The organism is Amycolatopsis sp. NPDC039088, from assembly GCF_055598845.1.
This window is the reverse complement of the sequence record NZ_JBVKAE010000001.1, coordinates 199118-211338: the sequence shown is the minus strand read 5'-3', so window position 1 is coordinate 211338 and position 12221 is coordinate 199118. Positions and strand designations below refer to the sequence as shown.

The 12221-nt window shown below is 67.3% G+C and carries 9 protein-coding genes; 8 read left to right on the top strand and 1 reads right to left on the bottom strand.

Features of this window, described 5'->3' with window-relative positions:
* Positions 1 to 30: 30 nt before the first annotated feature.
* Positions 31 to 852, top strand: coding sequence for a daptide-type RiPP biosynthesis methyltransferase (gene mpaM, locus ACZ7KI_RS00945; RefSeq protein ID WP_470271196.1), 822 nt, complete (start codon positions 31 to 33; stop codon positions 850 to 852).
* Between the two features lie 728 nt (positions 853 to 1580).
* Here the strand turns inward: mpaM and ACZ7KI_RS00940 are convergent.
* Entirely contained in the window at positions 1581 to 2867 is a 1287-nt protein-coding gene (locus tag ACZ7KI_RS00940) for an aminotransferase-like domain-containing protein (RefSeq protein ID WP_470271195.1), read from the bottom strand.
* Between the two features lie 248 nt (positions 2868 to 3115).
* Between ACZ7KI_RS00940 and ACZ7KI_RS00935 the strand changes: the two genes are divergently transcribed.
* From ACZ7KI_RS00935 to ACZ7KI_RS00905, 7 genes are all read left to right on the top strand, one after another.
* The gene (locus tag ACZ7KI_RS00935) at positions 3116 to 3946 is read left to right on the top strand and encodes an alpha/beta fold hydrolase (RefSeq protein ID WP_470271194.1); all 831 of its coding nucleotides are present in this window, start codon (positions 3116 to 3118) and stop codon (positions 3944 to 3946) included.
* A complete protein-coding gene (locus ACZ7KI_RS00930; RefSeq protein WP_470271193.1) occupies positions 3943 to 5706 on the top strand; it encodes an amino acid adenylation domain-containing protein in 1764 nt (587 codons plus the stop codon). The genes ACZ7KI_RS00935 and ACZ7KI_RS00930 overlap by 4 nt, the downstream gene beginning before the upstream one ends.
* Positions 5707 to 5720: 14 nt before the next feature.
* Entirely contained in the window at positions 5721 to 6911 is a 1191-nt protein-coding gene (locus ACZ7KI_RS00925; RefSeq protein ID WP_470271192.1) for a cytochrome P450, read from the top strand.
* Between the two features lie 111 nt (positions 6912 to 7022).
* Positions 7023 to 8084, top strand: coding sequence for a 4-hydroxyphenylpyruvate dioxygenase (gene hppD / locus ACZ7KI_RS00920; RefSeq protein WP_470271191.1), 1062 nt, complete (start codon positions 7023 to 7025; stop codon positions 8082 to 8084).
* A complete protein-coding gene (locus ACZ7KI_RS00915; RefSeq protein ID WP_470271190.1) occupies positions 8081 to 9187 on the top strand; it encodes an alpha-hydroxy acid oxidase in 1107 nt (368 codons plus the stop codon). The genes hppD and ACZ7KI_RS00915 overlap by 4 nt, the downstream gene beginning before the upstream one ends.
* Positions 9188 to 9217: 30 nt before the next feature.
* The gene (locus tag ACZ7KI_RS00910) at positions 9218 to 10567 is read left to right on the top strand and encodes a cation:proton antiporter (RefSeq protein WP_470271189.1); all 1350 of its coding nucleotides are present in this window, start codon (positions 9218 to 9220) and stop codon (positions 10565 to 10567) included.
* Positions 10568 to 10808: 241 nt separating this feature from the next.
* Positions 10809 to 12221 carry an NDP-hexose 2,3-dehydratase family protein gene (locus ACZ7KI_RS00905; RefSeq protein WP_470271188.1) on the top strand — a complete coding sequence of 471 codons (1413 nt, stop codon included), beginning with the start codon at positions 10809 to 10811 and terminating at the stop codon, positions 12219 to 12221.

The window sequence follows — 12221 nt, the reverse complement described above, 5'->3', positions numbered from 1 at the left end:
GAGACGAATGTCGACCAGGAGGGTTTCCCGATGACCGATCAACTGGAGCGCGGCCCGGCGCGGACCGCGCACGCCGGCGTCCTGCTTTCCTCGGTGGGGGAGCGAGGTGTGCTGTGCGACTTCTACGACGAGGACGGCTCGGACACCTATCGGGATTTGATCCAGGACTCCGACGGCACTCTGGAAACGCGGGAATTCGCGGCCCGCGTTCCCGGGGATCCCGGTCCGGTGCTGGAGCTCGCGGCCGGAATGGGCAGGCTGACGTTCCCTTTCCTGGAGCTGGGCTGGGACATGACCGCCCTGGAGCTGTCGGCCACGGTGGTCGCCGCGTTCCGGAAACGGCTGGCGGAAGCCCCGTCGGACCTGCAGGAGCGCTGCACGGTGGTCCAGGGGGACATGAGCGCTTTCGCGTTGGACAAGCGCTTCGGCACGGTCGTCATCAGCTCGGGTTCGATCAACGAACTCGGCGAGGCCGACCGGAAAGGCCTGTACGCGTCGGTTCTCGAGCATCTCGCGCCCGGGGGGAAATTCCTGCTCAGCCTGGAATTGACGAAACCCGTCGAAGCGGAGCCGGTGGAGCGCAGCCAGGAGTTGCCCGGGCGCAGTGGCAGGCAGCACGTACTGCACGTGAAGATCCTGCCGTCCGAGGAGATCGAGGAAATCACCATCTACCCCGCCGACGAGACCGCGGATCCCTTCGTCGTCTGCACACATCGCCGGCGGCTCCTCACGGTGGACCGGATCGTGCGGGAACTCGGGCAGGCGGGCTTCGACGTCGTCGCGCGGAAACCGTTCTCCTCCACCGGCGCCGGCCGTGACGACATGGTGCTGGTCGAAGCGCGACGGTCGTGAGTGGCGATTCGGGTTATTGAGGGGTAAGGCAAACGTGGCGTGTCGAATGTGGTTGCGAGTGGCGATGCGGGCTAGAGCGAACCCTCTCTTTGGTACCTACTCGTGACCTGCGGGCCCGGCTCGCGGCGAAATACATGATGGCCCCCTTCCTTGCACCTAGGTACAGGACGGGGTCCTTCATGTACTTGGGGAGCGCGTGAAGGCCCCCTTCTCTCGGCCCAGCCGCAATGCCAGGAAGTTAAGCGACGGTGCCTGAGGTTTCCCTGATCGTCCATAAAGGACGCTTACCGTGGTAAATTGTCCGTTTGAGTAGCATTTGCCCGTATTTCCAAGTCTGTGAAGGCCTCCTTGAGGGACTCTGGGTCCCTCAAGGAGTCCTTCACGGCCCGGCCGTTACCGGACCCATACGCCATATTTGCCTTACTCCTCAATAGAACCCTCATTGCCACTCACGATCAGCCCAGCCCACTCATCACCGGAAGCCTCAAACCAGGAAGTCCGTGAAGGCCTCCTTCCCTACCTTGAAAGTAGGGAAGGAGGCCTTCACGGACTTACGCCTGACATGCGGGTTGGCGTGGGGTGGTGCGACCCATTTCGGCTATGAAGGAATTGGGACGTTGAGTTTCCCAATTCCTTCATAGCCGAGCCATCACCACACAGCGTGCGGCTCTCGGGGCGTGAGCCGGAGCGGTGGGTGAGCAAAAGCGGGTCCCTGATCCCCCAAGAGGTCACGGCAGTCGCGAAGTGATCAATGCGGCGAGCCTGTTCACGCCTTCCTCGATCAGCTCCGGCGTGAGCAGGCTGATGGACAGCCGGAGCTGATTGAACCCGCCCTTCCCGCCGTAGAAGTGATGCATCGGGGTGAACAGCACGCCGTGGTCGCGGGCGGAGTCGGCCAGCAGTTCGTCGTCGACGACGAAGGGCACGGTGACGGTGACGAAGAATCCGCCCGTCGGGGTGTTCCAGTGGACCCCGGCGCGGTCGCCGAGCCTGCGGTCGAGTTCGGTCAGCGTCAGGTGGAGATTGCGCTGGTAGATGGCGGTCTCGCGGACGTTGGCCTTGGTCAGGCTGTAGTCGTTGAGCAGCAGCTTCCCGGCGATCACCGCCTGCGCGATGGGCGAGGTGTTCACGGTGAGCATGCCCTTGAGCTTGGAGAGCTGGTCGGCGTACAGGCCGCCGCCCGCCACGCGTTGATCCGCCACCGCGTACCCGACCCGGGCGCCGGGCATGCCGGTCTTGGAGAAGGAACCGATGTAGACCACGGTCCCCGATCGGTCGAGCGCTTTCAGCGTGGGGAGGCGCTCGGCGCCGAAGAGCCCGTACGCGTTGTCTTCCAGCAGCAGGATTCCGTGCGTTTCGGCGACGTCGAGCAGCCGGTGGCGGGACGCCAGATCCATGCTGGTGCCGGTGGGGTTGGCGAAGTTGGGGGTCACGTAGCAGGCCCGCACCCGCTTGCCCTGCTCGTCGGCTCGCTTCAGCTGGAGGACGAGATCCTCGGGGTCGATGCCGTTCTCACCCGAGCGGACCGGCCACACGGGCGTGTCGGTGAGCAGCGCCGCCCCGGTCAGGCCGACGTAGGTGGGAGCGGGGGCGAGCAGCACGTCCCGCTCGTTCGCCCGCAGCGTGCGGAGCACCAGGAACATGGCCTCCTGGGCGCCGACGGTGACCACCACGGATTCCGGGCCGACGTCGATGTTCTCGTCCTCGGCGAGGTTGCGGGCGATGATGTCGGCGATGATGCCCTTCGTGGTGCCGTACTGGAAGAGCGCACGGGTCACCCCGGCCTCGTCCACTTTCCGGTCGCGCCGGAGATGATCGCAGTAGGCGTCGAGATAGTCGTGGATGAGCTGGATGTCGAAGAACTCTTCATACGGGCGGCCTGCCGCCATGGAAATGGCCACCGGATATTTGTCGATCAGCTCGTTGAGCAGATTCATCGACGAGATGGCAGGATCGGTGAGCGATCCGTGCAGCGATTTAATATCCAAATGATTGGACAAACCGTTCGAATGCATAAATGCTAGGATTTCCATCCGGCGGCGAAGTGTCAAGCAGTGGCGTGGACGCGATTACCGCCGGTTTTCCGTCCATGTCCAGTACCTAATCCTTCCAGATAATCGATCTCCGAAGGTACGGTCACGGGAGTGCGCTGCGGACCTGGGGATCGCACGTTCCACATCAGACGGAAACCGGCACCGGCGGAATTCGACGGCTGCCATGTCGCTGCGCGCCGTGGATGTGCGGCGAGCGGGGAAGGAACATCATGCTGATGACAACCGAGAACGGGATCCGGTTGTCTTACCACGACCAAGGTGACGGTCCGGCTGTGCTGTTGCTGACCGGCACCGGGGCGCCGAGCTCGGTGTGGGACCTGAATCAGGTGCCGGCACTGCGCGCCGCCGGATTCCGCGTGATCACCATGGACAACCGCGGGATCCCGCCGAGCGACGACGGTGCGGACGGGTTCACCATCGACGACCTCGTCGCGGACGTGGCCGCCCTGATCGACTACCTCGACGCGGCCCCGTGCCGCGTGGTCGGCACGTCGATGGGCTCGTACATCGCACAGGAACTGGCTCTCGCCCATCCGGAGTCGCTGGAGTCGGTGGTACTGATGGCGGCCTGCGGCAGGAGCAGCCTCGTCCAGCGGGTGCTCGCCGAAAGCGAGGCCGAGCTGATCGAACGGGGTATCGAGCTGCCGCCGGGTTTCCTCGCCGCCGTCCGCGCCATGCACAACCTGGGGCCCGCGACGCTCGCCGACGACGATCTCGTCGCCGACTGGCTGGACCTGTTCGAGGCTTCGGGGGCCTGGGGCCCGGGGGTCCGGGCGCAGCTGCTGCTGAGCGCGCTGCCCGACCGCCGCGAGGCCTACCGCGCGATCAAGGTGCCCTGCCACGTCATTTCCTTCGAACACGACCTCGTGGCGCCGCCCGCCGCGGGACAGGAGCTGGCCACCGTGATCCCTGGCGCCACACACCACACCGTCTCCGGTGTCGGGCACTTCGGCTATCTGGAAGACCCGGAGGCGGTGAACCGCGAGTTGCTCGGGTTCCTTCGCTCCGGGTCCGGCGCACGTCTGGGGGAGACCGCATGACCGGCACGACCATGTCACCGGAGCTCGCCGTGCCCGCGGCGGGCACGACACCCGCGTTGTTCGAGGCGACCGCCGCGGCCCTGCCGGACCGGCCGGCCGTGGCGATGGGTGCCACCACGCTGACCTACGCCGAGCTGAACGCGGAAGCCAACCGGCTCGCCCGGCGGCTCGTGGCGCACGGCGTCGGCCCGGAGCGGCTGGTCGCCTTGGCCATGCCGCGGTCGATCGAGTTCGTCGTCGCGATGCTGGCCGTGCACAAGGCGGGTGGTGCCTACGTGCCCGTCGATCCGGATTACCCGGAGGAACGCAGGCGGCACATGCTGGACGACGCGGCGGCGCAGTGCCTGCTGTGCTTGCCGGGACAGGATGTCTCGGACACCGGGGACGTGCTGAGCGTCGTGCGGGAGCCCGGCGTGTCCGAGCCGAACCTGACCGACCGGGACCGGCTCGGCCCCTTGCTGCCCGACCACCCCGCTTACGTCATCTACACCTCGGGCTCGACAGGGCGGCCGAAAGGCGTGGTGGTCACCCACCGCGGCATCCCGAATCTGGCCGCCGACTACGTGCGCCGCCAGCGTTTGCTGCCGGACAACAGGTTGCTGGCCTTCGCCTCGCCCAGTTTCGACGCCGCCGTCGCCGAGTTCTGGCCGATGTGGGCGGCCGGCGGCTGCCTGGTGCTCGCGCCCGCGCCGGACCTGGTCCCGGGCGAACCGCTCGCCAGGCTGGTCCGGGAGCAGGGCATCTCCCACATCACGTTGCCGCCGTCCGCCTTGGCACCGCTGGAGGACGCCGGCGGTCTGCCGCCGGGAGTGACGCTCCTGGTCGCGGGCGAGGCGTGCCCGGCGCCGGTCGCGAAACGCTGGGCGAGCGACCGCGTCATGATCAACGCGTACGGTCCCACCGAGACCACGGTCGCGGTGACCGCGAGCGACCCGCTGACCGGCGACGGCACGCCGCCGATCGGCAAGCCGATCACCGGTGTCCGCGCGTATGTGTTGGACGATCGCCTGAGGCCCGTCCCGGACGGGGACGTCGGCGAGCTGTACGCGGTGGGCCCCGGCCTCGCCCGCGGTTACCTCCGCAGAGCGGGCGCGACGGCCGCGCGGTTCCTGCCGGATCCCTTCGGTGAGCCGGGCGGCCGCATGTACCGCACCGGAGACCGGGTGCGGCGGCGTTCGGACGGCCAGTTCGTCTTCGTCGGCCGCGTCGACGACCAGCTGAAGGTTCGTGGCCACCGGATCGAACCGGGTGAGGTCGAGACGGCGCTGCTCGCGGCCGACGGTGTGGCACAGGCGGTCGTGACCGAGCACGAGAACAGGCTCGTCGCTTACGTGGTCGGTACCGCGGGCGAGCGGGTGTCGGCCGAGAATCTTCTGCCACCGCTGCGAAAGCGGTTGCCCGCGTATCTGGTACCCGATGTGGTCGTCAGCTTGCCGAGCCTCCCGATCTCGCCGAACGGCAAGGTCGACCGAGCCGCCCTGCCCACTCCCGAGGAGGAGAACGCCGGGCGGGTGAGGACGGGACGAGCGCCGCTCACGCCGACGGAGATCATCCTCGCCGAGTTGTTCGCCGAAGTGCTCGGTGTCGGCAGCGTCGGCGTCGAGGACAGCTTCTTCGAGATCGGCGGCCACTCGTTGCTCGCGACCCGTCTCGTGAGCCGCATCCGCGAAAGCCTGAAGATCCGGCTGAGAGTGCAGGCCTTCTTCGACGCGCCGACCGTGGCACAGCTCGCCAAGGTGCTCGACGGCGCACTCACCTGACCTGGAGGCGTTTCATGCAGACGACGACAGCCGTCGACCTCGGCAACCCCGATCTGTACACGACGTTGGACCGCCACACCCGCTGGCGCGAGTTCGCGGCGGAAGACGCGATGGTGTGGAGTGAACCGGGCAGTTCACCCACCGGCTTCTGGTCGGTGTTCTCGCACCGGGCGTGCGCCGCGGTCCTCGGGCCGTCCGCCCCGTTCACCTCCGAGTACGGGATGATGATCGGCTTCGACCGTGATCACCCGGACAATTCCGGTGGCCAGATGATGGTGGTCTCCGAACAGGATCAGCACCGCAAACTCCGCAAACTGGTGGGGCCGTTGCTCTCGCGGGCGGCCGCGCGGAAGCTGTCGGACCGGGTGGCGGCCGAGGTGCGCGGCGTGCTCGACCGCGTGCTCGACGGTGAGGTGTGCGACGTGGCCGCGGCGATCGGCCCGCGGATCCCCGCCGCGGTCGTCTGCGACATCCTCGGGGTGCCCGCGGTGGACCAGGACATGCTCATCGACCTGACGAACCACGCGTTCGGCGGTGAGGACGAACTGTTCGACGGGATGACGCCGCGGCAGGCGCACACCGAGATCCTCGTCTACTTCGACGAGCTGATCACCGCGCGCCGCAAGCAGCCCGGTGACGACCTCGTCGGCACGCTGGTGGCCGACGACGAGCTCACGACCGACGACGTGTTGCTCAACTGCGACAACGTGTTGATCGGCGGCAACGAGACCACGCGGCACGCGATCACCGGCGCGGTGCACGCGTTCGCCACGGTGCCCGGTCTGCTGGACGAGGTACGGGACGGGAGCGCGGACATCGACACCGTCGTGGACGAGGTCTTGCGCTGGACCTCGCCCGCGATGCATGTGCTGCGGGTGTCGACCGGCGAGGTCACGATCAACGGTCACGACCTGCCGTCCGGCACACCGGTGGTCGCGTGGCTTCCGGCCGCGAACCGGGATCCCGCCGTGTTCGACGATCCCGACACGTTCCGTGCCGGGCGGAAACCCAATCGGCACATCGCGTTCGGCCACGGACTGCACCACTGCCTCGGCTCCGCCCTCGCGCGGATCGAACTGGCGGTCGTGCTGCGGGAGCTGGCCGAACGGGTGTCGCGAGTGGAACTGGTGAAGGAACCGACCTGGTTGCGCGCGGTCGTCGTGCAGGGATACCGGGAACTAGCGGTGCGGTTCACCGGGCGCTGATCGCCGCGTCCGTCCAATGTGGACTCAACTGTCAAGCGGACACCATTGATGCGAAATCGACCTCGCGTCATCCTGTGAATGAGGAACACATCTATTCCACGGAGGAATGTCTTGTCTTCTCAAGAAGCCATGCAGAATTTCGAGATCGACTATGTTGAAATGTATGTGGCCAATCTCGAGGTGGCCGCGTCCGGCTGGATGGACAAGTACGGTTTCACCGCCGCCTCCACCGACCGGTCGGCCGACCACCGGAGTGTGACGCTGCGGCAGGGGCCGATCGCGCTGGTCCTCACCGAGCCGACTTCGGACCGGCACCCGGGGGCGACGTACCTGCAGACCCACGGCGAAGGGGTGGCCGACATCGCGCTGCGCACTTCGGACGTGGCCGCCGCTTTCGAGGCCGCGGTGCGCGCGGGCGCGGAACCCATCCGCGAGCCGGGTGAGCGGGCGGACTCGGTCATCACGGCCACCGTCAGCGGTTTCGGCGATGTCGTGCACACCCTGATCCAGCGCGACGGAGCCGTCGAATCGCCGGAAGCCTTCCGCGGCAGGGGAGGCGTCGACCTGCTCGCGATCGATCACTTCGCGGTCTGCCTGAACGCGGGGGATCTCGTGCCGACGGTGGCGTACTACGAGCGCGCCCTCGGGTTCAAGCAGATCTTCGAGGAGCACATCGTGGTCGGTGCCCAGGCGATGAACTCGACCGTCGTGCAGAGCGCGTCGGGTGAGGTCACGCTCACTCTGATCGAGCCCGACAAGACCGCCGACCCCGGCCAGATCGACGACTTCATCAAGGAACACCACGGCGCGGGCGTCCAGCACATCGCCTTCACCAGTGCGGACGCGGTCCGCGCGGTCAAGGAGCTTTCCGCGCGCGGGGTGGAATTCCTGAAGACTCCCGACACCTATTACGACCTGCTCGGCGAGCGGATCGAGCTGGAGACGCATTCGCTGGACGATCTGCGGGAGACGAAGCTGCTCGCCGACGAGGATCACGGCGGCCAGCTGTTCCAGATCTTCACCGCCTCCACGCATCCGCGTAAGACCATCTTCTTCGAGATCATCGAGAGGCAGGGCGCCGGCACCTTCGGCAGCTCCAACATCAAGGCCCTGTACGAGGCCGTGGAGCTGGAACGGACCGGGCAGAGCAAGCTCGGCCCCGCCCGTCGATGACGCACCTCTGTCCGGACGACCTCGAGCGCGCGGCGCGGGAGGCACTCCCCGGCGAGATCTGGGATTTTCTCGCCGGGGGCAGCGGCGCGGAGACCTCGCTGGAGGCCAACCGCGCCGCGCTCGAGCGGATCTTCCTGGTCCCCCGGATGCTGCGCGAGCTGGCGGGCGGCACCATCGAGACCGAGCTTCTCGGACGGCGCGCCGCGCTGCCGATGGCGGTCGCCCCGATCGCGTACCAGCGGTTGTTCCATCCCGAGGGTGAGCTCGCGGCGGCTCGCGCGGCGCGGGACGCCGGCGTGCCGTACACCATCTGCACCCTGAGCAGTGTCCCGCTGGAGGAGATCGCGGCCGTCGGTGGACGATCCTGGTTCCAGCTTTACTGGCTGCGCGACGAGAAACGCTCGCTCGAACTCGTCCGCCGCGCGGAGGACGCCGGCTGCGAGGCGATCGTGTTCACCGTCGACGTGCCGTGGATGGGACGGCGTCTGCGGGACATGCGGAACGGCTTCGCCCTGCCGAACTCCGTGACAGCGGCCAACTTCGACGCCGGTGTGGCCGCGCATCGCCGTACCCACGGGCATTCGGCGGTCGCGGACCACACCGCGCGGGAATTCGCACCGGCCACTTGGGAATCCGTCGAAGCCGTTCGTGCGAATACGGACCTTCCGGTACTGCTCAAGGGTATTCTCGCCGTCGAAGACGCGAGCCGTGCCGTCGACGTGGGGGTCGGCGGAATCGTGGTGTCCAACCACGGAGGTCGTCAGTTGGACGGTGCGGTTCCGGGAATCGAAATGCTGGGTGAAATCGCCGCCGCCCTTTCCGGATGGAAGGGGGAGATACTGCTGGACGGGGGGATTCGAAGCGGCGGGGACATCCTGAAGGCGATCGCGCTGGGGGCGTCGGCCGTCCTGGTCGGACGGCCGGTGATGTGGGGGCTCGCCGCGGGTGGCGAGGACGGTGCCCGGCAGCTGCTCGACCTGCTCGCCGTCGAATTCCGGAACGCGTTGGGGCTCGCGGGATGTGACTCGGTGAGCGCGGCCGCCCGGCTGGGCACGCGGGTTTCTCACTATGGGTTATGTCCCGCCGGCGGGTCCATCGCCTGACGTCGATCCGAGCTTTCCCGAAGGAGGAAGGTGCTTCTCTCGCTTCCCGCGCCGATCGCGCCGATCGCCGCACACAGTCTCTTGGTCTTCTTGCTCCAGGTCGGCCTGCTGCTCCTGCTCGCCGTGGTCTTCGGACGGCTGGCCGCCCGGTTCGGGATGCCTGCCGTCGTCGGCGAACTGTTCGTCGGGGTACTCCTCGGCCCCTCGCTGCTGGCTTGGGCCGCGCCGGGCCTGCACGGCTGGCTGTTCCCCGCCGTCGCCGAGCAGTACCACCTTCTCGACGCCGTCGGGCAGATCGGTGTCCTGCTGCTGGTCGGGCTCACCGGTATGCAGATGGACATGCGGATGGTCCGCCGTCGCGGCGGCGCGGCCGCGGGAGTCAGCTTCGGTGGGTTGATCGTTCCCCTCGGCCTGGGTATCGGCGCGGGTTTCGTGCTGCCCAAGATGCTGATCCCCGACGGCACCGACATCACCGTCTTCGCGTTGTTCCTCGGCGTGGCGATGTGCGTCAGCGCCATCCCGGTCATCGCCAAGACCCTCATCGACATGAACCTGTTGCACCGCAACGTCGGGCAGCTCACGCTCGCCGCGGGCACGATCGACGACGCGTTCGGCTGGTTCATGCTGTCGGTCGTCAGCGCGATGGCGGTCCACGCGGTGACCACCGGCACCGTGCTCCTCTCCCTCGCTTACCTGATCCTCATCGTCGTCTTCGCGCTCACCCTCGGCAGGCCACTGGCCAGGGGCGCGTTGCGGGTCGCCGCCAAGTCCGAGGGGCCGGGGCTCACCGTCGGCGTCGTCGTCGTGCTGGTACTGCTCGCTTCGGCAGGCACCCAGGCACTCGGCCTCGAATCGGTTTTCGGGGCTTTCGTCTGTGGCATCCTGATCGGCACCGCGGGCAAGGTCGATCCGGCCAAGCTCGCCCCCCTGCGCACGGTCGTGCTGTCGGTCTTCGCGCCGGTCTTCTTCGCCACCGCGGGGCTGCGGATGGATCTCACCGCGCTGATCCGTCCGCAGGTCCTGCTGACCGGGCTGGCGGTGCTCGCACTGGCCATCATCGGCAAATTCGTCGGTGCTTACGCCGGCGCGCGGCTCAGCGGCCTGAACAAATGGGAAGGACTGGCGCTCGGCGCCGGACTGAACGCGCGCGGGGTCATCGAAATCGTGGTCGCCATGGTCGGCCTGCGGCTGGGCATTCTCAGCGTCGAGATCTATACGATCGTCATCCTCGTCGCGATCGTCACCTCGCTGATGGCGCCACCGATCCTGCGGTTCGCGATGAAAAGGCTGGAGCAGACCGCCGAGGAGCAGGTGCGGGAGAACGAGCACCGGGCGTGGGATTCGCAACCGGCGGCGAGCCAACGGGAGCGGCCGCTCTGAGCTGTCCACTATGGACTAACTGATGGAGAGCCTCCGCCGAATGGGTGGATCCGGCGTCGGCATGCGAAAAATCCGGCAGGAAAAGGGGATTGGACGATCTGTTCCGCCGAGATCGGCCGAAGCTACCTTGTCAGAGGACATGGGGGTGGATGTATCGATGACGGTCCGTACCGCACCGGCCGGGGCTGAGTCCGTTCGCCGGACCCCGGCCGATGGACGCTCGACGACAGGGAGTCCTGTGATGCAGCCTTGCCTGGTGCCACCCGGCACGGTGCGTCCCCGCGACGATCACGACCACGCGGACCGCATCGCCTTGTCGGCCGCGACGACCGAAGGCGTGCAGATGCGCACGGAGGACGTCCGCGCCTGGATCGCCGAACGCCGCGAGGCCAACGTTTTCCAGGTCGAACACATCCCTTTCCGGGCGCTGGACCAGTGGCGGTTCGAGAGCGGGACCGGCAATCTGGTGCACAGCAGCGGGCGGTTCTTCGCCATCGAGGGCCTGCACGTGGTCGAACAGGACGGCCCGCACGGTGACGGCCCGTACCGCGAATGGCGGCAGCCGGTCATCAAGCAGCCCGAAGTGGGCATCCTCGGCATCCTCGCCAAGGAGTTCGACGGGGTCCTGCACTTTCTCATGCAGGCCAAGATGGAGCCGGGAAACCCCAATCTGGTCCAGCTCTCGCCGACGGTGCAGGCAACGCGCAGCAATTACACCAAGGCGCACGGCGGGACGAACGTCAAACTCATCGAGTACTTCGCCCCGCCCGACCCCGATCGGGTCATCGTCGACGTTCTCCAAGCGGAGCAAGGATCCTGGTTCTTCCGGAAGAGCAATCGCAACATGATCGTCGAAACCGACGACGACGTGCCGATGTGGGACGACTTCTGCTGGCTCACCCTCGGTCAGATCGCCGAATTGATGTACGAGGACGAGACGATCAACATGAACGCGAGAAGCGTGTTGTCGTGTCTTCCCTACCACGACGAGGCGCCCGGCGCGCTGCTCTCCGACATCCAGCTCCTGTCGTGGTTCACCAACGAGCGGTCGCGGCACGACGTGCGTGCCACCCGCATTCCGCTCAAGGACGTGACCGGGTGGAAGCAGGGCGTCGAAGCGATCGAGCACGAGGACGGCCTCTACTTCAAGGTCCTGGCCGTCGCGGTGAAAGGCAGTAACCGCGAGAAGATCAGCTGGACCCAGCCGTTGCTCGAATCGGTCGGGCTGGGGGTCGCCGCGTTCCTCATGCGCGAGATCGGTGGTGTGCCGCACGTTCTGGCCCACGCCAGGGTCGACGGCGGTTTCGTGGACACGGTCGAGCTGGCGCCGACCGTTCAGTGCACGCCCCAGAACTACGCGCATCTGCCCGCGGAGAGCCGCCCGCTCTTCCTCGACACCGTCCTCAACGCGCCGCCGTCGCGGATCCGCTACGAGGCGATACATTCCGAAGAAGGCGGCCGTTTCCTCAACGTCAGGGCCCGCTATCTCGCGGTCGAGGCGGACGAAACGTTCGATCCGCCGCCCGGCTACGCCTGGGTCACGCCGGCGCAGCTCACCGCGCTCACCCGGCACGGGCACTACGTCAACGTCGAGGCCCGTACGCTTCTCGCCTGCCTCAACGCCGCGTCGGCACAGCCTCGGCGAGGTGTGTGA

Bases quoted from the DNA above. Each gene is read 5' to 3' on its own strand.
- ACZ7KI_RS00940 (WP_470271195.1), bottom strand. From the start codon at position 2,867: ATGCATTCGAACGGTTTGTCCAATCATTTGGATATTAAATCGCTGCAC.
- ACZ7KI_RS00905 (WP_470271188.1), top strand. From the start codon at position 10,809: ATGCAGCCTTGCCTGGTGCCACCCGGCACGGTGCGTCCCCGCGACGAT.
- ACZ7KI_RS00935 (WP_470271194.1), top strand. From the start codon at position 3,116: ATGCTGATGACAACCGAGAACGGGATCCGGTTGTCTTACCACGACCAA.
- ACZ7KI_RS00915 (WP_470271190.1), top strand. From the start codon at position 8,081: ATGACGCACCTCTGTCCGGACGACCTCGAGCGCGCGGCGCGGGAGGCA.
- ACZ7KI_RS00925 (WP_470271192.1), top strand. From the start codon at position 5,721: ATGCAGACGACGACAGCCGTCGACCTCGGCAACCCCGATCTGTACACG.
- mpaM (WP_470271196.1), top strand. From the start codon at position 31: ATGACCGATCAACTGGAGCGCGGCCCGGCGCGGACCGCGCACGCCGGC.
- ACZ7KI_RS00930 (WP_470271193.1), top strand. From the start codon at position 3,943: ATGACCGGCACGACCATGTCACCGGAGCTCGCCGTGCCCGCGGCGGGC.